Below are 24,145 nucleotides of genomic sequence, written 5' to 3'. Positions count from 1 at the left end.
GCTTAGTTTTCAAAATAACGGCAATTTGGACACATGGCATAGCGGCCATTGGGGTCGTTAAAGTTATTTAAGTTACTCATTTCGCCGGATGCAACCTCCGCGAATTCTTGAATCGCGGAAGGCAATTTGAATTGCGTATTGAGCTCCAAGGCTACTGTTGCCTGGTTCATCAACTCAACAATAAACTGCTGCGCTGGAGACAGTGGTTCCTCCATCCAATTCAGTGAATACTTCTCAATGTTTGCAAGCTCTGCTGCTGCAATAATGGCGTCGTCAAAATCACCGAGTTGGTCAACAAGGCCACGTTTCATTGCATCGTATCCCGTCCACACTCGACCTTGCGCGACTAAGTCGACATCTTGGATGGACAGATTACGCTGGTTAGCAACAAGGCTAATGAAACGTTGGTAGCCATTTTCGATGCCCAATTGCATCATCTCACCAATTTTTTCAGGCAAAGCACGTGTTACGCCAACGCCTGCAAACGGTGTGGTGCCTACGCCGTCACTGTATACGCCGTATTTTGCCAGTGCATCTTCAAAGGTGGTCAATATCCCGAAAATTCCAATAGAACCCGTGATTGTCGTTGGCTGTGCGATGATCTTATTGGCACTAGTAGAAATCCAGTAACCACCAGAAGCTGCAACGGAAGACATGGAAACGACAACAGGTTTACCTGCTTCTTTCAATGCATCCACTTCGTTGCGAATAACTTCGGAAGCGAAGGCACTGCCGCCTGCACTGTCGACACGAAGCACAACGGCTTTAATCGCACTATTCAGGCGAGCCTCTCGCAGTAAGCCCGCAGTGGTATCGCCGCCTACTGTACCTTCGGTTTCAAATCCATCAATGATCGCGCCACTTGCGACAACCACCGCGATTTGGTTTGCACTTGGGAGGGTAAAGGCGTGAGGTGCGTAGTCATAAATACTGACGTAGTTAAAACTGTCTTCACCATTGCTGCCAAAAACCTCCGCCAGTTTGGCGCGGATTTGCTGGCGGGTCAGCAATGCATCAACGAGTCCCATTTTTTGTGTCAGTAATGCAAAATCACCATCGACAGCATTAAGATTCTTCAGCAAGGTTTTGGAGTTTGGCGACAATGACTCCGGGGGAATACCGCGGTTTGCGGCTACATCGTCAACATATGCTCCCCAAAGTTGATTTAGCCAAACTGCGTTGGACTCTTTAGCCTCATCTGACATGTCGGTGCGCGTATAAGGCTCTACAAATGATTTATAAGTACCTACGCGGAACACATGTGTGGTGATATCCAGCTTCTTCAGTAAGTCTTTGAAGTAGAGGTTGTAGGTGCCGTAGCCTCGCAATAATACCGCGCCGTCGGGTGCCATCAGCACTTCATCAGCATAGTTCGCAAGATAATACTGACTTTGACTGTAATGACCACCAATGGCGACAACATGCTTGCCGGTTGCTTTGAACTCGTTAATGGCTTTGGCGATATAACGCAGCTTGGTCAAACTGGTTTCTGACATATCAGACAGACTGAGCACCATGCCGTTTATCTTGTCGTCTTTTGCCGCGGCACGAATTTGATCAACCACGTCATAAAGTACGTTTTCAAACTGAATCTGTTGGCCGAATAAGTTACGTGCTGCGAAGTCGTACGGGTCGAGGCGACGCTGCTTTTCTACAATGGGCCCCGAAAGGTCAACGAGTAATGCGCGAGTCGGCTGTTCTTGTGGGTTTGGTGTGGGTGTATGTTCGGTTGTGACGGCAAAGTAGATTGCCACCAAAATTCCTATAAAAATGAGATTTAGCAGCAACTGACGTGCAAACGTGATGGTCTTCCAGATCCACTTCAGCACATTACCGATAAATTTAAAAAGCGTTTTCATTTGGTTATCCAGCTTCTTGTCCTAAGTGTAATCGTAACGAATCCTGTTTGGATTACCTAGCTTTGATTTGTGTTGTGAAAATGTAAACAGTTGTTTGAATTTTTGCTTAACTAGGTTATGTTGGTCAGACCAGAAATTATAATTATCATGGATGCATACTATGAGCTCGCTGTACCCACATTTGCTTGCACCACTGGATCTTGGTTTTACCACCCTAAAAAATCGTGTGTTGATGGGATCGATGCACACAGGGTTAGAGGAGTCTAATGATGGATTCCAAAAACTCGCTGCATTTTACGCTGAACGTGCAAAAGGAGGGGTTGGACTTATTGTCACTGGCGGCTTTGCGCCTAACTTCCGAGGCCGGTTGCATCCGCTCAGCGCACAGTTCAGCAGTGGGAGAGCGGCGAGAGCCCATAAAACGATTACGGATGCAGTCCATGAACATGGCGGCAAGATAGCGCTTCAGTTGCTGCATGCGGGCCGTTACGCTATGCACCCTTTTTCGGTGAGTGCTTCTGATACGCGTTCACCTATCTCTAAGTTTACACCTTCAGCCATGAGTGAACGCCAGATCCGCAATACGATCACTGATTTTGCAAAAAGCGCAGAACTTGCCCGAGAAGCTGGCTATGCCGGCGTTGAAATCATGGGTTCTGAGGGCTATTTGATTAACCAGTTTATCTGTGCGCGTTCAAATACACGTTATGACGACTGGGGCGGACGTTACGAAAACCGTGTTCGGTTTCCTATTGAGATTGTAAAAGCAGTGCGCGAGCGTGTCGGGCACGATTTTATTATCGTTTTTCGACTATCCATGCTGGATTTGGTTGAGCAAGGCAGTACGAAAGAAGAAGTGGTGCAATTGGCAAAGGCGTTGGAGTTGGCTGGCGTCACGATCCTCAATACTGGGATTGGGTGGCATGAGGCGCGTATCCCAACGATAGCGACACAAGTTCCCCGCGCAGCGTTTAGCTGGGTGACGGAAAAGCTCAAAGGCGAGGTGTCCATACCATTGGTAACCTGTAATCGAATTAATACGCCGGAGGTTGCGGAGTCCATTTTAGAGAAAGGGCAGGCGGATATGGTTTCGATGGCGCGACCTTTCCTTGCGGATGCCAATTTTGTGGCGAAAGCAGAGGCCAATCAATCTGATGACATTAATACCTGTATCGCGTGTAACCAAGCCTGTTTAGATCATGTATTCAAAGGCAAGCGTGCCAGTTGTTTGGTAAACCCGCAGGCATGCTATGAAACCGAGTTAACAGTGACGCCAGCCCAGAATAAACGCCGTATCGCCGTTATCGGCGGAGGAATGGCAGGCATGTCTTTTGCTGTCACAGCGGCTGAGCGAGGATTTGAAGTGGTGCTGTTTGAGGCGCGGGATTCGCTCGGAGGGCAATTCAATCTCGCGATGCAAATCCCCGGCAAAGAAGAGTTTAAAGAATCTATTCGTTACTTTACCAAGAAAGTGGCGGATTGGGGGATTGAGGTCAGGTTGGGGGAACGCGCCACCTCCGAGGTGCTTGATCACTTTGATGAAATAGTGATAGCAACAGGGGTTAGACCGCGTTTACCTTCAATTAAAGGGTTGGATCATAAAAAAGTGATCGACTATCAAACTATGATCCGGGAAAAACCAACGCTTGGACGTCGCGTCGCCATCATTGGTGCGGGTGGCATCGGAATTGACGTTGCAACCATGATTACCGAACCGGAAAATCAAACACTGGACGAGTGGCTGCAGGATTGGGGCATTGACAAGTCGCTGGGGCATGAAGGTGGATTGCTGCCACAAGCGCATTATGTTTCTCAACGTCAGGTGTGGCTACTTCAACGTCGCCAAGGAAAAGTAGGTAAAGGACCTGGGAAAACAACGGGCTGGATACACAGGAAAACGCTGGAAAAGCGCGGTGTTGAGCTTTTGGGGGGCGTCAGCTACGAGAAAATTGACGATGAAGGCCTACACATATCACTGGAGGACCAACACCATGTGCTGCCTGCCGACAGCATCATTGTTTGCGCAGGGCAAGAGTCGGTCAATGAATTAGCCGCTGAATTAAAAGAGAGGGGAAAAACCGTGCACGTTATTGGCGGGGCAGAAAAAGCCGGAGAGCTTGATGCCAAGCGAGCTATTCGTCAAGGCGTGAAACTGGCAATTTCACTTTAGGGTATCCCTACTTGAATGAGGAAATACCACAAAATTTGAGGGGATTTATCCCGTTGGATTTGTGGTATTTTTTGTTTGTAAGTTCAATTGTTTTTAATCTCGGGATTTATATGGATGCTTTAAGCCTTCTTACTCAACGTCGTTCGATTCCACGCCTTTTGGCACCCGCACCTTCTAGGGATGCACTGGAGAATATGATTGCTGCTGGGCTAAGAGCCCCAGATCATGGTGCATTAACGCCTTGGGAGTTTGTTATCGCGACGGGAGAAGGGCTGGAAAAGCTATCAGCCATTCTAAAAACGGCAGCAGAAGCGGATAACGAAGATCCTGCTGTCATAGAGAAAACCACCAATGCACCGTTTCGTGCGCCCATGGTTATCACGGTTATCGCCCGAACCAAACTGCACGACAAAGTGCCTGTTATTGAGCAACACATCTCAGCGGGTTGTGCAGCACAAGCCATGCAAATGGCAGCTGTAGCCCAAGGTTTTCAAGGCTTTTGGCGTACGGGGAAATGGGCCTATCATCCGAGTGTGCGAGAGGCTTTTGGTGTTTCTGGTGACGATGAAATTGTGGGTTTCCTATACGTAGGTACACCGGACTGTACACCAGCAAATGCGCCAAAGCGTGATACGAATAAATACGTGAAATATCTCTGATCTATTTCTTCTGTATATTGCCAAGATTTAACTGGATGTATATCCAGTTAAATCTTGTGTGCGTCTTCATTTTTCGTTAGATTGTGAGCAATTACTTTATTGTCTGAGTGCTTATGGCTCGTCTCTTTATTGCCGAAAAACCCAGTCTTGGCTGCGCGATTGTTGCTGCATTACCGAAACCACACAAAAATAACGAAGGATTCGTTGTTGCCGGAAATGGGGATACGGTGACTTGGTGCATCGGTCACCTTTTAGAACAAGCCGAGCCAGATGCTTACGACGAAAAGTACAAAGTTTGGCGACTAGAGCACCTCCCTATCCTTCCTGAGCAGTGGATCCTTAAACCGCGTAAATCGGCCGCGAAACAGTTGGCTGTCGTAAAGCGGTTGCTGAAACAGTTCGATGAGATTGTGCACGCGGGTGACCCCGATCGCGAAGGTCAGTTGCTGGTGGATGAAGTGTTCAGTTTTGCAAAACTACCTGCAGCCAAGAAACAGCGAATTCAACGGCTTTTGATCAACGATTTGAATACGTCAGCAGTTACAAAAGCCCTTTCTTCGTTGAAAAGCAATCTAGATTTTGTGCCCTTATCTGTTTCCGCGCTTGCTCGTTCTCGTGCTGATTGGCTTTACGGCATGAACATGTCACGCGCTTATACCTTGCTGGGCAAGCAGGCCGGTTATCAAGGCGTGTTGTCAGTAGGGCGCGTACAAACGCCTGTGTTGGGTTTGGTCGTTCGGCGAGACAGAGAGGTGTCTGACTTTGTTCCCAAGCCATTTTATCAACTCGATGCCGTGATACCGTGTAACGGAAGTGACATTCTCGCACGTTGGCAGCCAAGTGAGTCTTGTCAGCCTTGGCAGGATGAAGAAGGCCGTGTTCTATCGCGTAAGCTGGTGGAGAACGTCGCTAAACGTATAGAAGGACAGCCTGCATCCGTTACTGAAGCCGAACGAAAGAGCAGCAAACAGGCACCGCCTTTGCCCTATAGCCTTTCCACTCTTCAGATAGATGCAGCCAAACGCTATAACATGAGTGCTGCGGATGTATTGGCTTGCTGTCAGGCATTGTACGAGAAGCACAAGCTTATTACTTACCCGCGCTCAGATTGCCGCTATTTACCCAAAGACCATTTTAAAGAAGCGACGTCGGTGATTCAGGCGGTTAAGAAAACGGCGTCTTCCTTGGGAAAAGCTGTTGACGGTGCAAACATATCCTTGAAATCTAAAGCATGGAACGACAGCAAAGTGGAAGCGCACCATGCCATTATTCCGACAGGAAAAAGCGCCAGTACGCTCAGTGGCAGAGAACTGAATGTCTACGAGCTGATTGCGCGTCAGTACTTAATGCAGTTTTACCCATCGGCTGAATATGCTGAGGCAAAACTTACCTTTGATATTGCAGGTGGCCTTTTTGTCGCTAAAGGTAAAAAGCTGATGATTGAGGGATGGCGAGCATTGCTTTCCCGAGAATCACAAACGCCAAAAGAAGACTTAGAAAGCCTCGTTCCGCCGCTTGATAAAGGCACGATATTGACGTGCCTGCGTGGTGATATTAAAGATTGTATGACTGAGCCGCCACGACATTTTACTGAGGCCACGTTACTACAGGCTATGACGGGTATCGCCCGTTTCGTACAAGACACCTCACTGAAAAAGATACTAAGAGACACTGACGGTTTAGGCACCGAAGCGACGCGTGCAGGGATCCTCGATTTGTTATTTAAACGCGGATTACTTTCTCGTGAAGGTAAACAAATCAAGGCGACACCATCGGGGTTTGGATTGATTGATGCACTACCGTCAAAAGCTTCTTATCCTGATATGACAGCACAATGGGAAAGGCAGTTGCATGATATGGCAGAAAAAAAATCTGCTTACCAGCCTTTCATGGGAGAGCTTGAGTTGGAATTAAAAAGCTTGATGGAAGAAGTCAGGAAAGGACCTTTGCCGGAGAGTTTGCGATCACTGCCGGCACAGCCTTCAACATTTACCAAGAAAAAAGGGAAGGGCGGATTCAGGAAAAAGCGTTACAACACAAAGGCCTGATTTTTCCCTTTGCTTTTCGCTTCATACAGTGCAACGTCAGCATCGGTGAATAACTGTTGTTGCGCATCCACTCTGTCAGGAAGGGCGGATTTTCCGCCAATACTGACGGTGACAAACGGTGCAACTGGCGAATTTTCATGTTTGATTTGCAAGTCACGAATTGCGTCCAGGGCTCTTTCGGCGATCATTTCCGCCGCATCACGGTCGCAGTTTGGGAGAAGATATACAAACTCTTCGCCACCGAATCGAGCAAGCACTGTGCCTGCTCGTCGGTCGACATCACTCAGCGCTTTTGCTACTTGATACAGACACTTGTCACCCAGTGAATGGCCATATGTATCATTGAATTGTTTGAAATGATCGATATCTACGATCAGAATGCTCATTGGTGTTTGATGTCTCAAAGCCCGACGCCATTCTTCTTCCATTTTTTCATCAAGCATGCGGCGATTAGGCACCATCGTTAGGCTATCTTCGCGTGATATGCGACTCAGCCTTTTATTCGCCTCTTCAAGTTGGGCTGTGCGCTCTGCAACGCGGTGTTCCAGCGACAGGTTAAGTGCTTTTAATTCATCTTGTGCGCGGCGTTGAATCAGATGCTGTGACATGGTGACGCCAAGCAATTTGAGAAGTTCGCTGTGATAGCTTTTAAGTGGTGTTCCGGTAATTAAGTTGTCGCAAGCGATCCAACCAATCGGGTCGTCTCCATCCCATAGCGAGATAGTTGCGTTCCACCCTGTCCCAACCTCTTTACTGTCATGATAGAGTGGCGCGTTGTCGTTAATAGTAATGTGCTTTCGTCTATCCAGCGTTGTTTTTGCATGAAAATGTTCATGGATAGCTGTGCAGTACCATTGTTCGTTCGTCACACTACCGTCTCTGTCGGTACCGTATGTGCCTCGCATTAACCCCGTGCGGGTATTGAGGAGGAAAATAGCCATACGATCGAGTTCAAGCGCATGTATACACTCATAGACGGCGGTATGAAGCATATTGTCGAGAGAATGGGTATGCCAAAGACGCAGCGAGATTTTATGTAGGATGTGGAGCTGTTCAAGCAAACCTTTTTGCGAACAGACTTCTTGTACGCGCTTTTGCTCGGTTTGTTGGTGAGCAAGTTGTTCTTCAATACAGGCTTCGTATTGAAGGTGGCTGTCCAAAGCGCCTGAAATCAACAAGGAAAGCATATCAAGAGAATGCCCATCAATATTGATCGTCTGCGGCAGTGATAGTACAAAGTAGCCGTAATTCTTACCGCGAACAGTCAGCCGAACAAGCTGATGGAAGCGGTCAGATTGAATGCGTAATTCACTGGATACCAGTAAACGATTTAGCAGGGCATTGAACTGAATATCAGTCGACGTTGCAGGCGTATACACATTTGACGTTTCTGCTGACATTTCAGCCAGTAGTTGCCATTGCGTATCACCGTTTTCTGCAATGAGAAGTTGGCAGTGCGCATCTTGAAATGTGTCGGTAAAAACTTGCCCGAGAGCCACACAAAATGACTCAATATCTTCTTGAGGACAAATGGCCTCACCGACTTTCAAACAGAATGAATAATCAAGAGCATTCATGCTCTGTGACTCCCCCTAAATCTAGCTAGCGTGAAAAATGTGACGTTGGTTCTAATAATCTTTACGCCAGTATGACAGCAATTAGTCTGACGAATGCCTGAATTTCTGCCATCTTCGACTCAAATCACAAGGCTCTTATATACGGTGTGAGCTATCTTCTTGCAAGCGGTGTTTTCTATTTTAATTTATTAAAAACAGTGGGGTAGGTGATTTCCACTAGGTTGAAAGTGCAAACACGCTTCCGACCAGTGTCATAATGAACAGAAACCACTTTAGTGTCTGCGGATTTGCTTTGATGGCGAACTTAACCGCAAGCCATGCGCCCAGCATAGAACCCGCTGCAAGCAAGAGTCCTGGCAACCAAAGAATGAGGTCTTGCCATATAAAAATTGCCAAGGACACAGCGGTAAACGCTAACGTACAAACGAGCTTAAGGGCGTTACCGCGAACGAGATCGTAACGAAGCGTACCGCAAAGTGCGGCAATCAGGACAAAGCCCACCCCAGCCTGTACAAAACCGCCATAAAACCCAGCGAGGGTTAAACCGATCCAAGACGCTGGAGTATCTTTCACTTTTCTAAACGGAATGTTGGCATCAGGTGCGATAACACTGGGCTTAACGAGCATGATAAAGGCCATTAGAAGCATGGTGCCAAGCAGAAGGGGTTTTATGATGTCCGAGGGAAGCCAAGCTGCGGCACTTGCGCCTATCAAGCCTCCTCCCAGCATAGGAATGAGAATGCCAACGAGATCACTGCTTTTTAAACGGTTGTGATGGCGAAATCCCGCAATGCCGCTGACACTTTGCATTAACACGCCAACACGATTGGTCGCATTCGCCACTTCAGCAGGCATACCTAGCACAATGAGAGCGGGGATAGTTAGATTGGAACCGCCACCTGCAAGGGTGTTTATAATGCCAGCAATAAAGCCAAGAACGACGAGTAATACGCCAAATCCGAGCGAGATATCCATATCTTAACGTCCGTAGAATGAAGAGAAGTCAGTCTGTTTGAATTAAGACTTTCAGCATCATAACGAATTGCACAGAAACGAAAAAGCCCGCAGCATAAATGCTGCGGGCTCTGAATAATGGTCGGTCTGAGAGGATTTGAACCTCCGACCCCTGACACCCCATGACAGTGCGCTACCAAGCTGCGCTACAGACCGACGACATATTCATGGTACGGAGCTAGATCTTCAGTGTCAATTGCCTTTCACTTTTAAATCCGTCAAATTCAATTGGTTGACTAAAAATTCGCCAGTAAGAGTGCCAGCCCGAGTACAGTTTTAGTTTTCTTCTGGGTAGTAGAAACGCTTCAGTTCGTGCATCACCTGCATCAACACTGACAACTGAGGCTTACCCTCTGGCTGCAGCTTGTAGTTGCTATCGTAGACGCGGTAGTTACCAAACTTATCCACGACCGTAGTCTTGTCAGGTTGTATCACCACGATGTCTCGGCTATCTCCGGCGAGTACCCATTTTCTCGGCGTATCCGCCAAATCGAAGAGGTTTTGTCCACTAGTGTAAGACTCTGTGGGGCTATCTACCGCTAACATGCTCTCCATGAGTGTCGGGACAATATCAAGGTGAGAGCTGTAAATATCGACTTCATGACGGCCTTGATCCGGCCAGTGAACAACCAAAGGTACTTGAATTTGGTATTTGCTGTAGTTGGTGTTTGCCCCCCAACTGTTTGAGCCAGTTTCATTAAACTCTAAACCGTGGTTGGCTGTTACGATGACAATGGTGTTGTCCAATTGGCCTTTGGCTTCTAGGGAGTCAAACAGCTCTCCCAGTAGGCTATCAACATAGTATGCTGCGTTGTTATAGCTATTTTTAAGGACTAACGTCGTATGCTCTCCCACGTTGGCCAAATCGTTGTCCAGTGAGGGTTGGAATGGTCGGTCGTAATCACCACCCTGCTCGTATTCAGCGACGCTTTTCAGCTCCAGATAGGCAAACCAGGGTTTGTTTGGCACTTTATTGTTTAGCCAGTTCTCAAGGTTATCTGTTGCTTTATGATCAGCCAGCCACGCCTCGTCAGCGTTAATTTTGGTGGCATTATCAAGGTGTTTACCAAAAATGCTTTGGTAATAAATTGGGTTGTTAAAATTATCGGCACTGAACAAACCGAAGTCGTATTGGCGTTTCTCTAACGTATCCAATAACAGAGGGCTTAAGCCTTCGGTTCGTGCACTTTGTGCATAGCTGCCAGGCAATCCATAGAACAGGCCAAACAGACCCGCCATTGAGTCATTGCTGGAGCTGTAATGGTGCATAAACTTCACGTTATGTGATGCGAAGTCATCCAGATTTGGCATTACGACCGGATCAAGCATGTCCGAGCGCAGGCTTTCAACCATCACTATCAATAGGTTTGGATTGTAGCTTGACGCTTTTGATGAAAAAGACAACTTTTCCAATGGGTAGCGAATGACTTCACTTTCTTGGTTCCCTATTTCATCTCTTCGGCGCTGGTATTCTTGACGGTCAAGCAGGCCGTATTTCTCCATGAAGGTTTTGGCCGTCATCGGATATGAGATAGGGAAATTGGAACGTTGAGATGTCACCGGGCTGTAAAGAAACGCGTCTGCCCAAATGTGAATTAAGTGGCTACCGATAAAGCAAACCGCAAAAACAGTTGCGATGGGTACACCTACGCGTTTGCGAGACAATTTTCTTAATTTACGCCAAACCCATTCAGACATAATGAGTTCTAAAAGGAAGATGGCGGGCACCACAACAAACAAGTACTGCCAGTGGGCATTCATGTCTGTTTTTTCACCGCTAAGCAAGAGCTCCCAAACCAAGGGGTTGAGGTGCAAATGGAGCGTTTCGTAGGCGTAGATATCTAACAGCAGCAATGTCATGCCAGCTGTAGCAACGAACACGGCAAACAGCCTCATCAATCTTTGGGAAGGGATGACAAAGCTGGCTGGAAAAATGATCAGAATATAAACAGCGAAAACCAGAAAACCAAAGTGACCAAGCCATGTCAGCAATTGATAGGTTTGTCCGAGCAAGGTTTCTGGCCAACCGGATTGCGCGATATAGCGCGTCCCCAGCAACATGGCCGCAATGATATTGAAAAAGCTAAACCAGTGTCCCCAGCTAATAAGCTGCGACACTTTATCCCTGTAGGTATTTCCGCTGTCTACCATAAAAGGTCAATTCTTCTCTTTATTCTACTTCGCGTAATTTGATGACGCGTTATTACTCTGTATCGATAGATGACAGCAGAGCTTGAGCAAATTTTTCAGCGATGAGCTTGCGCTGTTCAGCAGGCATCTTGCTGCTGTTAAGCAAATTTGTGGCGATGTTGCCAACAATCATCAGTGAAAGTTCGTTAGAAGCTTTGTGCTTTTCAAGAACATTGACCACATCGGAAAGGATCTGTTCAACGTTTTTATCTTGATATTTAGAAGTAACAGGCATAGAAACTCTTGTCTTGTATCAACGGAAGCCGCGTATAATAACCCACACTTTAGTCTGACGAAAAATGTTTTCAATTATGAGCCTCACGCTTTCGAACGTAATTCTTCACCAATTAAAAAAAGACGGTGAAGATTCACTGGTTGTTCATCTAAGAGAACAGCCCCTAACTCATTCTACATCAACAGAAAATCTTGTTAGTGAAATCCATCGGGTCTATAACGCAAAAGCGGGTAAAGGCTTTGGTCAATTTGCTGAAAAAAGTGAATTCTGCGGCTGGTTGAAAGCATGTCGTAAGCAACAACTCGATTTTTTGTCGTTCTCGTCGCAGTCAACACAGCGCTTGAAAGAAGAACTTTCAAAGTACCCGTTTGCAGATGAAGGGGTATTGGTAGTTGCGGAATACCGCTCTTTGGCGACAGAATATTTGTTCATTGGCTTGTTAGAGTCCAAAGCAAGCATGAAAGTCACTGATGACCTAGAAATTGGCACGACGGACTATCTGGATGTGGCCAAGATGGACATTGCAGCCCGTATCGACTTGTCGACTTGGGAAAGTGACGCAGACTCCAACCGCTATCTGACGTTTATCAAAGGACGTGTAGGTAGAAAAGTGGCAGATTTCTTCTTAGATTTCATGCAAGCAGAAGTGGGCATGGACACGAAACAGCAAAACTTGGTTTTGATGCAAGCTGTTGAAGATTATTGTGCAGACTCGCGTTTAGACAAAGAAGAAAAGCAGCAATACCGAAAGCAAGTGTATGACTACTGCAATGGTCAGTTGCAATCGGGTGATGAAGTGGTCGTGAAAGAGTTGGCGCAAGAGTTGCCAGCAAATGGCGCTGGCGTTGATTTCTACCAATTTGCATCTGAACAAGGTTATGAGCTGGAGGAAAGTTTCCCAGCCGATCGTACATCAATGCGTAAGCTGACGAAGTTTGTTGGTGGTGGGGGAGGACTCTCTATCAATTTCGACAGCATGTTGTTGGGTGAGCGTGTTTTCTATGACCAAGAAACCGACACCTTGACGATAAAAGGCACGCCGCCAAATCTTCGAGATCAACTAACCCGTCGATTAAATGTAGAAGAGTAAATTCGTCGAAATACAATAAGATGCAGTTGGCCGACCCCAATTTAAGTGTTTGGGGCGGCTTGTTGTGTGTAGATAACTTAAACATTAATGTTTGCAAAGTAAGACAGGTTTTCTAACTTATAAGAAACGCCACGCTTTCTCTATCACAACGAACACCACGCTTCAGTCTTTATCTGGGGCTGGTTTTTTATTGTGATAGCTTATTCGAGGAACATCTGTGACATCTATATCCGCACTGCTAGGTCTTCGTAACCAGCTGGATAATAAACGTAATTCTGGACTCCATAAGGCTTCATACGCGCTATGGGGGGTGTTCGCTATCGCCCTTGGATATGCATTATATGCCTATCAAGACATGAATCATGTGAAAGTTCATGCCGCACAAGTGGTTACACTCAATAATGCGGCACAGCAACTTCGCCAAACTGTGTCTGCGTCAATGCTGAATCAAGAGCGTGAACTTACTCAAATAGAGAAAGAAGTTCAGCACTTCCGTTATCTTTTGCTTCGCACAAAGTCACACACAATCGAAGACGAGTGGGAAGACATTCAAAATACATTGGTTGATGCGGATGCTTTTGTAGAAGATGTCGACAACTTACTTGCGTCAATTTACTCGGTTTCTAAAGTCACAAGACAGCTTAAATCGCTAACGGAAACACACCGCTCTCCTGAACTGATTCGCTTATTCGAATCTATCAGCAGCTACTTGCTTTTTGAGTTTCACGGCTTAAATGGCGATAGAGCGACAAGCGTTCAGCGCTTCAATCAATATATTGATGCAATAGAAAAGCAACTTTCAAGTTCATCTTCCAATGTGGTCAGTGTGGAACTGTACACGCTCTATACAGGGTTAATTCGCCTCAATCGACAGCTTGAGAGTCTCGATAGCGTGATTAACCACAAATTTGTCCGAGCGATGACACAGCAACAGCAGTATTGGACGAACCGCGTCATCGTACTATTAGACAACACGTTATTGTCTTTGGTTGTCGCTTTTATTGCGTTAGGTTCGCAAGTAGCCGTCCGCTATAAACTAGAGCAACGCGCTTATGCTGATAATGATTTACCACGAAAGCTCCCAAGAAAATTTCAACACGAAGAGATTAAAGAGCGTCATGTCGATGATTCGTTTTCCGAAGAACAACTGTTTGATTCCAACGTGCTGATCGAGCAGTTGGAAGGGGACTTTGATGCTATTGATTCGGTATTGACGATGTTTGTTGCCGAACACCAAAACGATGCTCAAAAAGTCAGAAAGCAAAATGAGCAAAATGAAACGGCGAGAACGAGTGCGCTAATACACAATTTAAAAGGCGTTTCCGGAAACATCGGCGCAGTTTCCCTAGAACGTTTTTGTCGAGAGATGGAAATGTCTCTGAAAGAGGGGCTGGCCCTCTCTGAAACGACATTGGACAGATTTGAAATGTTGCTAACAATGACCATTCAAAATGTGCTCAAAGAAATGGAGCAGCTTCGAAGAACGTTGGCAACATGAGGGACAACGTGTTTACCAAAGACCTACCCTGGTACAGAACGATGAGTTTTAAAGCCCTAGGGATTTTGGGTCTGATGCTTGCCGTTGTTGTTATCACTATCGTTTACGTCATGGAAACGACTGGCGATAGCATGGTGCGCGATAGTGCAAATCAACGTGTTGAAGCACAAGTTGAGAACGTGGCCCGTACTCTGGGACAACTGTCCAATAACGTCAGTACCGTGGCATTATCGTTGGCTGACACTCTGGAAATTACAGATACACAAGAAGACATAGAGCACACACTTGCAGTGATGCTCAACAACGAAAACATTCGCTCTGTCGTTGCAAGTGGTGGTTTTTGGCCAGAGCCGCATATTTATACGTCTGGAAAGTCTAAAGCATCGGTGTTCATCGCATTTAATGAAGATGGCTCATATCAACGTATCGACGACTACAACTCTGATATCGCGCGCCCTTATCACATCGAAGAATGGTACGCACCGACCCGTTTCGTCAGAGGAGCGGCCTACTGGTCACGGGCGTATATTGACCCCTACACCAAAGAGTCAATGGTCACCTGCAGTGTTCCGATCATCAAAGAAGGTGATTTTTACGGTGTCGTGACCATTGATGTGAGGTTAGCCAAGTTACAAGCATTTTTAAGCCGAAGCGGTGAAAAGTTGGGTGGTTACCTTGCTATGTTTGACCGAGGCGGACGTTTGATGTCTTACCCGAATTCGGTTGCTCCACCTGACAAAGAGCAGTTGCCTACCGTGCTTGAAATCGCCGGCAATGACAGTCGCTTTTCTGAGTTGGCATTAGTGATAAGTTCTGCAATGCAGGGGGAGCGCCTCGCCTTACAGCGTAATGCGAATATTCAGGATCTTGCCGAGCAAATCGTAACCGCTACCCCTGACATTAATTTTGGCTATGCACTCTCCATCGCAGCGGAACTCAATCCGGATAAGGGTGTTTTTCAGGACACGGAGAAGTTGTTTATTCACCAACTTGAGCGTGACCCTGTGCTCAACGAACCGACGCTGGTATTGGCCCGATTGTTGCCGGGTACGAACTGGATGCTCATTGGTGCGTTACCAGAACGATTGCTGAAAGTAGAAGCGACGACGTTAAAAAATGATCTATTTTTCGCCATGTCTTTGGTGGCATTGTTACTGGTAGGCGCAACCTATCTTGCAATCCATTTTCATATTGTTCGGCCCATGGCACGAGTAAGGCATGCATTGATTGCTCAAGGTTCAGAAGGGCCGTATTCGCCAATTAATTATGATGAAAAAGATGAACTTGGCATGTTGGTTCAAGAGTTCAATCAGTTGAGTGCTAACTTGGTGGAAACACGCGAGCGTGCTGTCGAGGCCGCGCGAGCTAAACAACTGTTCCTCGCCAATATCAGCCATGAAATTCGCACGCCAATGAACGGTATACTTGGCGCGACGTCTTTAATGCAAGATGAAGGAATGTCAGGTAAACAGGCAGAATATCTTTCGGTTATCGCGCATTCTTCCCGAGGTTTGATGTCACTCATCAACAATATTCTCGACTTCAGCAAAATGGAATCTAACCACCTTAAGCTAGAAGAAGCGCCATTTGATTTGCAGGAAGTGGGTCGATATGTGCGTGATTTAATGCTGCCCACGATACAGAACAAGCCACAACTTGCGTTTGATTTCCACTATGACAAAGATTGTCCGCATCGCTTTATTGGTGATGCACACCGCATCGAGCAAGTGGTGTTAAACCTAGTCTCCAACGCGTTGAAGTTTACGGACACAGGCTTAGTGAATTTGAGGGTCGGCATTAATCGTCAGCAGGAACGTTATGCAGGTGTCGTGATCAGTGTTGTCGACACTGGTGTGGGTATTGCACCAGATAAGTTTGATGTGATTTTTGATGAGTTTCAGCAAGCGGATACATCTACGACCCGACAATTTGGTGGTTCTGGGCTTGGGCTCGCTATTACAAAACAATTGGTTGAGTTGATGGGGGGCGAGATCTTCATCAGCAGTGAGGTCGGACGCGGAAGTCAATTTGATGTGACGTTACCACTGCAAATAGAAGAACACTCAAGCGATGAAAAGGGTCGCGAGATGCTCAAGGAGCATGCGGATGCTTTCAAGGGCAAACATTGTCTACTCGTCGAAGACAATGCGATAAATATGATGATTGCAGAAAAGATGCTCTGCAAATTTGGCTTCACCGTAGACAAAGCGATTGATGGTGTGGAAGCGATCGATAAAGTTTCGTTGCAAGGCTATGACATCATCTTTATGGATATCCAAATGCCACGAATGGATGGGTTAGAGGCGACCCGACAGATTCGTGCAAGCGATGGTTTTAACAAACGGACGCCAATTGTGGCAATGACGGCAAACGTGCTGAAAGATGATATTTGGCGATGCATTAGCAACGGTATGCAAGGCCATATTGGTAAGCCTTTACGCGAAAATGATATTTTTTCCGTCTGTGTGAAAGCGATGTCATCGGAAGTCGAAGTGTAAGTTGAGATTCTGGATTCGTCCTTTGATGCTGGAAGTTTGATCTGCATCAAAGGATTTTCATGGCGACTGAGGAAAATAGCGCGCCTATGAAAACTGTATCTAATTCGTCTGGCCCCCGACGCCAACCTTTGTGGCTCGTGCGCGCAATGACGACGCTTTATTGTAAGCATATTCACCGCGGCAGCCAATTGTGCCCGCAATGTACAGCACTATTAGCATTTGAGGAGACGCGAGTCACCCAATGCGCTGAAGAAGGAAGCAAGTCTGCCTGCAAAGAGTGTGATCGCCAGTGTTATCCCGATGCAAAACGATTAGAGATAAACCATATCACTCGTTGGGCGGAACCAAAGCTGAGATGGCGAAAGCCATTGCTTGTCGCGAGACATTACGTGAGTTCCATATTGAATTAGTGACATACCCAGCCAATTTAAAGATGCTGGGTATGCATTTTCCTCGCTTTGCTTACCCGGGCGTCTAAACGAGGCGCGCGAAGGTTTTCTGCTTAGTGCCTCCGTGGTCTCAATCAAATCTCTTCTTCTTTTATTGCCAAATCGGCAACGATCTTTTGCTCATGAGCTAAAGTAAAATGCTCACTTTTCTATTTGTCTGTTTTTTAGTGAGTTAGCGACCCGTCCTTTCCCTTTGCCTCTTGTTTATCTCGTATACGAAACGCGGTGCGGTTTGACGTTTTTTTTGCTGTGAATAAATAATTTTTCATTGGATGCAAAATTATTCACGGAGCAATGGTGTTATCTCTAAAGCGTACCGCCGCCCCCCTTTCAGAAGAAGACAGTCTCGCTGCGCATGCAGCTTGGTTGCATTACTCTGGAGGGTTTACACAAAGCGAAGTCGCGAAGCGCCTTGGTATTACCCAGCCAAAGGCTCATAGGCTTATTTCTCGCGCATTCAAGCAAGGATTGATTACCGTTCTTGTTGACCCCTCTATTCAATGCTGCATTGACTTGGAAGACTCTCTGACTGCCAACTATGGACTTGAATTTTGTCAGGTCGTTCCTGATCTGAATGAAGATGGGCTTCCTCTCCGCGCTCTGGGTCTAGCGGGGGCAGGCTTTCTGCGACGCATCATTGAAAGCGAGCAGTATAAGACCATTGGCATCGGCCATGGGCGGACGTTGGCGTCTATGGTTCATCACCTTCCTGCAATACATCAAACACACACAAGGTTTGTCTCTCTTCTAGGCGGTTTGACGCGAAAGTTTGCGGCGAATCCTCTTGATGTCATCCATCGTCTAGCGGAAAAAACCGATGCTGAAGCTTACATGTTGCCCGTCTCGATTTTTGCAAACAGTGCCCAGGATAAGGAAACCCTGATGAGGCAACCGGGCATTGCCGATGTTTTTGATATGGGGCGAGAAGCGGATTTGCTCATCATCAGCATCGGGGAGGCGAATTGGCATTCCCATCTGAGTGAAGTCAATTTGGTTACCAAAGAAGAAATGCATGAAATACAAGCGTTAAACGCTCAGGGCGAGCTACTCGGGCATTACTTTGATGCCGAAGGGGAACCAGTAAAAACCAGCCTCAATGAAAGAGCCATGTCGCTCTCTGTGGATGAACTACGCGGGAAGCCATTGGTGGCGTTGGCGGGAGGCGTGTCGAAAGTGCCTGCGCTAAAAGCCGTATTGAAAAGCGGCTTGATGAAAGGGCTGATCACTGACGACGTAACAGCCAAGCAGTTGTTGAGTGATCAATAGGACAGGAAGCGCACTGCGCATTTCCGGTTACTGAAACAGGAGTCAACCATGTTAAGGAAACAAAAAAAGCTGGTCAGCCGTTACCTTCGGGGTGATGTCGGACGACGCGATTTTCTAAAAGGAATGGCCGCGTTAGGCGCAACAGCAACTGCGACAGGTACTCTTCTCGGCACAATGTCGAGTCAAGCTCTCGCAGCAGACTTTGATTGGAAGAAGTACCAAGGCAAGTCAGTAAAACTGTTGCTAAACAAGCATCCTTATGTGGATGCGATGATTGCCAACCTCCCGGCATTTGAAGCGTTGACAGGTATGAAAGTCGAGTATGACATTTTTCCAGAAGATGTTTACTTCGATAAAGTCACCGCCGCTCTTTCCTCCCGTTCCTCAGAGTATGATGCCTTTATGACTGGGGCCTATATGACCTGGACCTATGGACCGGCTGGTTGGGTTGTTGACCTGAACGAGTTTATTTCTGACCCCACGAAAACCAATCCCGGTTATCGCTGGGACGATGTGTTACCCGGACTACGAGCTTCTACAGCATGGGATGGCATTCCCGGCAGTAAATTGGGTTCAGCCAATGCCAAACAATGGTGTATTCCTTGGGGCTACGAGTTGAACAACCTGTCTTATAACAAGCGTTATTTTGATAAAGCCGGGTTGAGTGTCCCTACCAATATGGATGAGATGATCGAAACCGCGGCGAAAGCGCAACGTGATTTGGGGGGACCCTATGGCATCGGTGTAAGGGGATCACGCTCATGGGCAACGATCCATCCCGGCTTCCTCTCAGGTTATGCCAACTTCGGGCAAAAAGATCTCACCATGCGAAGTGATGGCACATTGCAGGCAGCAATGAACACCGATACCTCTAAAGCGTTTCATCGCCAATGGGTGACGATGATTCAAGAGTCGGGCCCTAAAAACTGGTCGACGTATACCTGGTATCAAGTCGGGACGGACTTAGGGGCGGGGGCTTCCGCCATGATCTATGACGCCGATATCCTCGGTTACTTTATGAATGGTGGTGACAATAAAGAACGCGGCAATATTGCCTATGCGGCGTTTGCTGCAAACCCAGAAGCACAGGCCCCTTCGCCGAACGTCTGGATTTGGTCACTGGCCATGTCGAATTTCTCCAAACGCAAAGATGAAGCTTGGTATTTCATGCAATGGGCAAGCGGTATTGAGCATGGCCTCTTTGGCGCAGGGAAAATGGATTTCGTTAACCCAGTCCGACAGTCTGTTTGGAATAACGAAGATTTTCGAACCCGCATTGCAGATAAGTACCCAGGCTATCTGGATCAGCATGATGCTTCCGCAGCCAATGCTCAAATCTATTTCACCCCCCAGCCTTTGTTCTTCGATTTGACCACCGAGTGGGCGTCCATGCTGCAACAAATGGTGGCAAACCAGGTGCCGGTTGATGAAGGTCTCGATATGTTGGCCGAGAGCGTGAATAAACAACTCAGGGATGCCGGACTGAGTTAATTCGGGCGGCTCCCCTAGCAGGGAGCCCTTAACGAGACGGTGAAGGAGTCAAGGATGTCGCAAACTGTTCAAAAGTATAAATCCGGGCAATTTCGGCACAAAGCTTTGCCTTATTTATTGAGCCTTCCTGCTCTTCTGGTTTGCATTGGTGTTTTGATTCCTTTTTTCACGGCGGTGTACTACTCGTTGGAGCGGTATCGGCTGAACTTGCCCCATTTGAGAAAGTTCAACTGGGGCGAAAACTATGCAGATTTCTTTTCGGATCCGTCATTTTGGAACACCCTGAAGGTGTCACTTTCCTACACGGGGTTAACTGTTGGGATAGAACTGGTCCTTGGCCTTGGTATTGCATTGTTGCTGCAAAGGCGGACCCGTTTTAACAACATAGTCTCAATCGCATTGCTAATGCCATTGATGACAGCACCAGCGTTAGCTGCCTTGATGTGGAAGTTAATGACCAACCCTAATTTCGGCATATTGAGCTATTTCGTTGCATCAGCCGGGATTGAAGACTTTAAGTGGGCCTCTTCTCCGGATACAGCCTTAATGACGGTCGTGTTGGTTGATGTGTGGGTATATACGCCTTTCATCATGATCTTATTGTTGGCCGGCCTGCGTTCTCTCCCCACACAACCGTTTGAAGCTGCGGCTCTGGATAATGTCCCCCGTAGCTTCGTCTTCTTTCGAATTACATTGCCCATGCTGACACCTTACTTACTGACAGCGGTGTTATTTCGGCTTCTCGACGCCATTCAGCAGTTCGACATCATTTATGCCATGACCCAAGGAGGGCCTGGCGACAAATTAATGGTGTTTCAGGTCGAGGCATATTTGCAATTTTTTCAATCAACGAACGTCGGTCGTTCGGCAGCCTTGCTGATGGTCCTTTGGGCTATCACATACTTTTTGTCGAACCTATTTGTAAAAAACTGACTCAAGTTACGGGCCAAGAACAAGGCGAGTTAAGGAGAAGTCATGGAGCAATATTCCCTGCTTGAGCGATGGTTGCGCCGAGTAATGATTACCTTAGTGCTGGTGTTCTTCCTGTTCCCGATCTTCTGGATCTTGTTGATGTCTTTTCAGACCAATGAACAAATCTTGAGGATTCCACCCAGCATAGTGTTTGAGCCGACACTGCAAAACTACACATCGCTCATCACAGGAAAGCTGGAAAGTGCTGGCGGGACATTAGATATCGCGTTCATGAAGAACTTGGGGAACAGCCTGTTTTTATCAACAAGTTCAGTGTTACTGGCACTAATCCTCGGTGTACCAGCGGCATACGCGTTTGCGCGTTTTCAGTTTAAGTTAGGGGAAGATATCGCATTCACCCTTTTGTCATTCCGTTTTGCTCCTCCTCTCCTCGTGCTTCTCCCCTTGTCGTTGTATTTCCAAGATATTGGTATGGCCAATACCTACACCGGACTTATCTGGGTATACCAACTGATTTGCCTACCGCTGATTTTGTGGATTGTACGTGGTTACTTTGAGGACATAAGCCCAGACATTGAGTATGCCTACCGACTGGGGGGAAACAGCTGGTTCAGGACGTTCCGTAAGATAGCCGTTCCATTGGCAGGCCCAGGTATAGCAGCGGCGGGACTGCTGTCTTTCATTTTTGCCTGGAACAACTTTGTGTTTGCCCTCGTCCTCGCCTCGGCAGATAAGCAGCCAGTTACGGTTGGGGCATTGGCGTTTGTCACTGCTTCCGGCATTCAATACGGTCAAATCGCTGCCGCAATTGTCTTGTCCATTGCGCCGACATTGTTGCTGGCCTTGTATGCCCAACGGTACTTGGTAGAGGGATTGTCACTTGGTGCGGTGAAAGGGTAGGTCGTCATGATTGAACTGAAAAACCTTAGCAAACACTTTAAGGACAACCCTGTTTTGACAGACATTTCGTTGACGGTGGCCAAAGGGGAGACCTTGGTGTTGTTTGGACCGTCTGGGAGTGGAAAAAACCTGCTGTTGAGGTTCATTGCAGGGCTTGAGTTGCCCACGCAAGGCGAAGTGGTGTTAAGGGGCGAAGAGATGACAAACAGTGGTCCTGAGCATCGAGGGATTGGCATGGCATTTCAGAACTTTGCCCTGTTTCCTCACATGGATGCGTTTGAAAACATTGCGAGTGCCATTGCAAGAAGCGGGCTCAACACAGGTGAAGTTAAGACCCGAGTGTTGGAAGTTGCCCAGCTTCTGAAAATTGACAAGGTGCTCGATCACGCGCCCAAAGCGTTGTCTAACGGGCAAAAACAACGAACAGCACTAGCCAGAGCGTTGGTGTCCCAACCCGATATTTTGCTGCTGGATGATCCACTAAGAAATGTCGATGCCAAATTGCGTTTTGAAATGAGGCTTGAACTACCACAACTGCTTTCACGCAGTGCGCCGAGTGTTGTTTACGTTACTCAGGATTACCGGGAAGCAATGGCTCTAGGCGATCGTATTGCGATTCTAGACGGTAAAGGAGAAGGCATTGTGCAGGTTGGTACACCGGAAGAAATTTTCTATACCCCGGAAACGCTGGAAATAGCAGAAGCATTTGGCGACCCAGCCATTAACGCTTTCACGGTTTCTCCCTATTGGCATGGCGGACAATGGCGATCTCAAATTGGCGATTGCAGTGTTGAGCTACCTGTTCCTGCCAATGCTCAGGCACTGGATTCAACGGAGTACACCTGTGCAGTGCGTCCGGACGCGTTGTCATTGCTCCCTGAAAAAAAGCCAGAGTCTGCGGCTTTCACTGTCAATGCGGTGACGCCAGTGAATGAAAAGACCGTGATACTTCTGGCAGACAAAAAAGGGCTAGAGCTGGTTGCATCAATACCCTCGCAATTTCAAAGCCCAGAGGTCGGGGCCGTCGTCTTTGTTACTTTTGATGCCTCGGATATGACGCTTTTTGATGCGAAAACAGGGAAGCGTATTACGTCATTAGAGACAAAGATAACGGGAGTGTGCGCATGAGCCAGCTCGTTTTATCGCAGATCAATAAGGTTTATGACGGAAATGTACATGCCGTTAAAAGATTGAGCCTTTCTGTAGAGAAAGGTGAAATCATCGCGTTGCTGGGGTCATCGGGGTGCGGGAAGACCTCTACATTGAGGATGATTGCCGGATTTGAAGCCGCCACGACGGGAAGTATTACTCTGGCGGGACGGGAGATACAAACATTGCCACCTGCACAGCGAGGCGTGGCCATGGCATTTGAAGGCTACTCGCTTTATCCACCCCTTTCAGTCCAAGACAACATTGGCTTTGCGTTGAAAAGCAGTGGGTTGAGCCGTGAGGCAATCAACCAGCGCATCAACGAGTTGGCAACCTTGTTAGCAATAGAAGACATCTTAGACGCTTATCCATCGTCATTATCGGGCGGCCAGCAGCAACGTGTCAGTTTGGCGAGGGCATTAGCGCGAGATGCAGATCTGTTTCTCCTTGATGAGCCTATGGGGCAACTGGAGCCTCGCTTGCGCACTTTGCTTCGCGGGCATATTAAGCACTACCTGAAAAGCCGTGGTTTGACCGCGATTCTGGTGACACATGATCAAACAGAAGCAAACGCACTGGCGGACAGAATTGCTGTGATGGAAGGTGGTGAGTTGATGCAATATGCAACGCCCGCCACCTTGAAGGCATCACCCGCCAACCGCTTTGTGGGTACGTTTATTGGTGAGCCTCCCATGAACCTGTTGCCTGTCTTTGTGAAAAACGACGGGGATTCCTTGTTGATTGACCTTGGACGAAGCGGCGGCGTCTATACGATTCAGTGTGATAAAGCCAATTTCACGCCAGCGCTTTGTGAGTATTTGTGCCAGCGAGGCGAATTAATGATGGGATTCCGTCCTTATGCAGTTCAACTGACGGATACGGGTCTGTCTGGCCGTGTATTGGCAAATCAGTGGCTTGGTGATCAGACGCATTTCTCCATTCGTATCGCCGAGCACAGCTTGATTGCTATCAGCCATGAGAGGTCACCGCTTCGTCCCGGCGATGATGCGAGAGTTCAAATTGACCAACGACAATTACATTTCTTTGACCCTTTGTCTGGTAGCCGGCTGACTGAATCGTCCTGCTCAGCATCTTCACATCATTCAGGGCGGGCATGAC

General features: G+C 47.4%; 18 protein-coding genes and 1 tRNA gene. 13 read left to right on the top strand and 6 right to left on the bottom strand.

Annotated elements, in window-relative coordinates; translation table 11 throughout:
* Positions 1-2: 2 nt before the first annotated feature.
* Complete coding sequence (sppA, locus tag B5D35_RS06870; protein ID WP_078751851.1) at positions 3-1,859, bottom strand: signal peptide peptidase SppA; 1,857 nt, start codon at positions 1,857-1,859, stop codon at positions 3-5.
* A gap of 160 nt (positions 1,860-2,019) precedes the next feature.
* On the opposite strand from sppA, the gene B5D35_RS06865 reads away from it, so the two are divergent.
* From B5D35_RS06865 to B5D35_RS06855, 3 genes are all read left to right on the top strand, one after another.
* Positions 2,020-4,029: an NADPH-dependent 2,4-dienoyl-CoA reductase gene (locus B5D35_RS06865; RefSeq protein ID WP_078751850.1), complete on the top strand. Its 2,010-nt coding sequence runs from the start codon at positions 2,020-2,022 to the stop codon at positions 4,027-4,029.
* A 110-nt stretch (positions 4,030-4,139) separates the two neighbouring features.
* Positions 4,140-4,688 (top strand): NAD(P)H nitroreductase, encoded by a 549-nt coding sequence (locus B5D35_RS06860; protein ID WP_078751849.1) that lies wholly within the window; start codon positions 4,140-4,142, stop codon positions 4,686-4,688.
* A 113-nt stretch (positions 4,689-4,801) separates the two neighbouring features.
* Positions 4,802-6,736: a DNA topoisomerase III gene (locus B5D35_RS06855; protein ID WP_078751848.1), complete on the top strand. Its 1,935-nt coding sequence runs from the start codon at positions 4,802-4,804 to the stop codon at positions 6,734-6,736.
* On the opposite strand, the gene B5D35_RS06850 is transcribed toward B5D35_RS06855, so the two are convergent.
* The 5 genes from B5D35_RS06850 to B5D35_RS06830 form a co-directional block, all read right to left on the bottom strand.
* Positions 6,718-8,313, bottom strand: coding sequence for a GGDEF domain-containing protein (locus B5D35_RS06850; RefSeq protein ID WP_078751847.1), 1,596 nt, complete (start codon positions 8,311-8,313; stop codon positions 6,718-6,720). The two genes, B5D35_RS06855 and B5D35_RS06850, sit on opposite strands and share 19 nt — an antisense overlap.
* 216 nt (positions 8,314-8,529) lie before the next feature.
* Complete coding sequence (locus B5D35_RS06845; protein ID WP_078751846.1) at positions 8,530-9,288, bottom strand: sulfite exporter TauE/SafE family protein; 759 nt, start codon at positions 9,286-9,288, stop codon at positions 8,530-8,532.
* 118 nt (positions 9,289-9,406) lie between these two features.
* A tRNA-Pro gene (locus B5D35_RS06840) sits at positions 9,407-9,483 on the bottom strand.
* Between the two features lie 120 nt (positions 9,484-9,603).
* Positions 9,604-11,478, bottom strand: coding sequence for a DUF3413 domain-containing protein (locus B5D35_RS06835; RefSeq protein WP_078751845.1), 1,875 nt, complete (start codon positions 11,476-11,478; stop codon positions 9,604-9,606).
* Positions 11,479-11,530: 52 nt separating this feature from the next.
* Positions 11,531-11,752, bottom strand: coding sequence for a YejL family protein (locus B5D35_RS06830; RefSeq protein WP_078751844.1), 222 nt, complete (start codon positions 11,750-11,752; stop codon positions 11,531-11,533).
* 76 nt (positions 11,753-11,828) lie between these two features.
* Between B5D35_RS06830 and yejK the strand changes: the two genes are divergently transcribed.
* The 10 genes from yejK (at position 11,829) to B5D35_RS06780 (ending at position 24,144) form a co-directional block, all read left to right on the top strand.
* On the top strand, positions 11,829-12,842 hold the full coding sequence (gene yejK, locus B5D35_RS06825) for a nucleoid-associated protein YejK (RefSeq protein WP_078751843.1): 1,014 nt from the start codon (positions 11,829-11,831) through the stop codon (positions 12,840-12,842).
* A 217-nt stretch (positions 12,843-13,059) separates the two neighbouring features.
* Positions 13,060-14,340 (top strand): Hpt domain-containing protein, encoded by a 1,281-nt coding sequence (locus B5D35_RS06820; protein ID WP_078751842.1) that lies wholly within the window; start codon positions 13,060-13,062, stop codon positions 14,338-14,340.
* Between the two features lie 41 nt (positions 14,341-14,381).
* Positions 14,382-16,838, top strand: a complete 2,457-nt coding sequence (locus B5D35_RS06815; protein WP_078751866.1) for a hybrid sensor histidine kinase/response regulator — start codon at positions 14,382-14,384, stop codon at positions 16,836-16,838.
* A 59-nt stretch (positions 16,839-16,897) separates the two neighbouring features.
* Positions 16,898-17,248 carry a nitrous oxide-stimulated promoter family protein gene (locus B5D35_RS06810; RefSeq protein WP_332870323.1) on the top strand — a complete coding sequence of 117 codons (351 nt, stop codon included), beginning with the start codon at positions 16,898-16,900 and terminating at the stop codon, positions 17,246-17,248.
* A 333-nt stretch (positions 17,249-17,581) separates the two neighbouring features.
* Positions 17,582-18,553 carry a sugar-binding transcriptional regulator gene (locus B5D35_RS06805; RefSeq protein ID WP_078751841.1) on the top strand — a complete coding sequence of 324 codons (972 nt, stop codon included), beginning with the start codon at positions 17,582-17,584 and terminating at the stop codon, positions 18,551-18,553.
* A 48-nt stretch (positions 18,554-18,601) separates the two neighbouring features.
* Positions 18,602-20,044, top strand: coding sequence for an extracellular solute-binding protein (locus B5D35_RS06800; protein ID WP_078751840.1), 1,443 nt, complete (start codon positions 18,602-18,604; stop codon positions 20,042-20,044).
* Between the two features lie 54 nt (positions 20,045-20,098).
* Complete coding sequence (locus B5D35_RS06795) at positions 20,099-20,977, top strand: carbohydrate ABC transporter permease (protein ID WP_078751839.1); 879 nt, start codon at positions 20,099-20,101, stop codon at positions 20,975-20,977.
* 42 nt (positions 20,978-21,019) lie between these two features.
* A complete protein-coding gene (locus tag B5D35_RS06790) occupies positions 21,020-21,877 on the top strand; it encodes a carbohydrate ABC transporter permease (protein ID WP_078751838.1) in 858 nt (285 codons plus the stop codon).
* Between the two features lie 6 nt (positions 21,878-21,883).
* Positions 21,884-23,005 (top strand): ABC transporter ATP-binding protein, encoded by a 1,122-nt coding sequence (locus B5D35_RS06785; RefSeq protein WP_078751837.1) that lies wholly within the window; start codon positions 21,884-21,886, stop codon positions 23,003-23,005.
* Positions 23,002-24,144: an ABC transporter ATP-binding protein gene (locus tag B5D35_RS06780; RefSeq protein ID WP_078751836.1), complete on the top strand. Its 1,143-nt coding sequence runs from the start codon at positions 23,002-23,004 to the stop codon at positions 24,142-24,144. The genes B5D35_RS06785 and B5D35_RS06780 overlap by 4 nt, the downstream gene beginning before the upstream one ends.
* Position 24,145 lies beyond the last annotated feature (1 nt).

Origin of the sequence: Enterovibrio nigricans DSM 22720 (genome assembly GCF_900167155.1) — a bacterium.
Taxonomy (GTDB): Bacteria; Pseudomonadota; Gammaproteobacteria; order Enterobacterales; family Vibrionaceae; genus Enterovibrio; species Enterovibrio nigricans.
Note: the sequence above shows the minus strand (reverse complement) of the source record. Positions and strands in the feature narration are given on the sequence as shown.

What these genes read in the sequence shown, in the direction of transcription:
- sppA (WP_078751851.1), bottom strand. Translation starts at nt 1,859, where the DNA reads ATGAAAACGCTTTTTAAATTTATCGGTAATGTGCTGAAGTGGATCTGG.
- B5D35_RS06865 (WP_078751850.1), top strand. Translation starts at nt 2,020, where the DNA reads ATGAGCTCGCTGTACCCACATTTGCTTGCACCACTGGATCTTGGTTTT.
- B5D35_RS06860 (WP_078751849.1), top strand. Translation starts at nt 4,140, where the DNA reads ATGGATGCTTTAAGCCTTCTTACTCAACGTCGTTCGATTCCACGCCTT.
- B5D35_RS06855 (WP_078751848.1), top strand. Translation starts at nt 4,802, where the DNA reads ATGGCTCGTCTCTTTATTGCCGAAAAACCCAGTCTTGGCTGCGCGATT.
- B5D35_RS06850 (WP_078751847.1), bottom strand. Translation starts at nt 8,313, where the DNA reads ATGAATGCTCTTGATTATTCATTCTGTTTGAAAGTCGGTGAGGCCATT.
- B5D35_RS06845 (WP_078751846.1), bottom strand. Translation starts at nt 9,288, where the DNA reads ATGGATATCTCGCTCGGATTTGGCGTATTACTCGTCGTTCTTGGCTTT.
- B5D35_RS06835 (WP_078751845.1), bottom strand. Translation starts at nt 11,478, where the DNA reads ATGGTAGACAGCGGAAATACCTACAGGGATAAAGTGTCGCAGCTTATT.
- B5D35_RS06830 (WP_078751844.1), bottom strand. Translation starts at nt 11,752, where the DNA reads ATGCCTGTTACTTCTAAATATCAAGATAAAAACGTTGAACAGATCCTT.
- yejK (WP_078751843.1), top strand. Translation starts at nt 11,829, where the DNA reads ATGAGCCTCACGCTTTCGAACGTAATTCTTCACCAATTAAAAAAAGAC.
- B5D35_RS06815 (WP_078751866.1), top strand. Translation starts at nt 14,382, where the DNA reads ATGAGTTTTAAAGCCCTAGGGATTTTGGGTCTGATGCTTGCCGTTGTT.
- B5D35_RS06810 (WP_332870323.1), top strand. Translation starts at nt 16,898, where the DNA reads ATGGCGACTGAGGAAAATAGCGCGCCTATGAAAACTGTATCTAATTCG.
- B5D35_RS06805 (WP_078751841.1), top strand. Translation starts at nt 17,582, where the DNA reads ATGGTGTTATCTCTAAAGCGTACCGCCGCCCCCCTTTCAGAAGAAGAC.
- B5D35_RS06800 (WP_078751840.1), top strand. Translation starts at nt 18,602, where the DNA reads ATGTTAAGGAAACAAAAAAAGCTGGTCAGCCGTTACCTTCGGGGTGAT.
- B5D35_RS06795 (WP_078751839.1), top strand. Translation starts at nt 20,099, where the DNA reads ATGTCGCAAACTGTTCAAAAGTATAAATCCGGGCAATTTCGGCACAAA.
- B5D35_RS06790 (WP_078751838.1), top strand. Translation starts at nt 21,020, where the DNA reads ATGGAGCAATATTCCCTGCTTGAGCGATGGTTGCGCCGAGTAATGATT.
- B5D35_RS06785 (WP_078751837.1), top strand. Translation starts at nt 21,884, where the DNA reads ATGATTGAACTGAAAAACCTTAGCAAACACTTTAAGGACAACCCTGTT.
- B5D35_RS06780 (WP_078751836.1), top strand. Translation starts at nt 23,002, where the DNA reads ATGAGCCAGCTCGTTTTATCGCAGATCAATAAGGTTTATGACGGAAAT.